The sequence below is a fragment of the Helicobacter sp. 16-1353 genome (assembly GCF_003288815.1).
GTDB lineage: Bacteria > Campylobacterota > Campylobacteria > Campylobacterales > Helicobacteraceae > NHYM01.
Map to the genome: position 1 here is coordinate 1 of NZ_NHYM01000029.1, position 534 is coordinate 534.

A 534-nucleotide genomic window follows, 5' to 3' on the forward strand; every position below is an offset into this window, starting at 1 on the left:
GAATGGATAATAGATACAGGTGGATTAGATAGAGGTAGATGGGTGGCAATGACAATAGGAAATCAAAGTGGAGTTGCACCATTTGCAACATCAAATACTAATGTAATACAATGTGTCTCTCAAAACTCAGCTGGAGTAATATATATTGATAGGTCAAATGGTAATCTAAATTTTCAACCACAAACCATAGGCAATGCTTTTGCTTCTAGTGGAACTAGTGCTATTTTATGTAATAATCTTAGAGATTCTTATCCATCTGGAAGCAATAGAATAATACCACTTGCTACAACAGGTGCAGTTAAATTCTAAATCTTATTATATTAAGGGATTAATCCCTTAATATAAACTTCAAATAATTTTTAAATAAATATTTTTAAATATTCTAATATTTATAATTACTAATATATTTTTAAAGATTCTAGTTTTTTAAAGATTCTAGTTTTTTAAAGATTCTAGTTTTTCTTTAAAACTAAAGTTTATTGAAATATATTTGGAGATTCTTATCCTAGTAATTAAAATAGAAGAATCCCACTT

At 26.8% G+C, this 534-nt stretch carries 1 protein-coding gene; it reads left to right on the forward strand.

Translation table 11 applies throughout. The annotated features are described in order from the left end of the window. Window positions 1–309 (forward strand): hypothetical protein (locus tag CCY99_RS09665; protein ID WP_181646909.1); only part of this gene is annotated, 309 nt, incomplete at its 5' end. Window positions 310–534 lie beyond the last annotated feature (225 nt).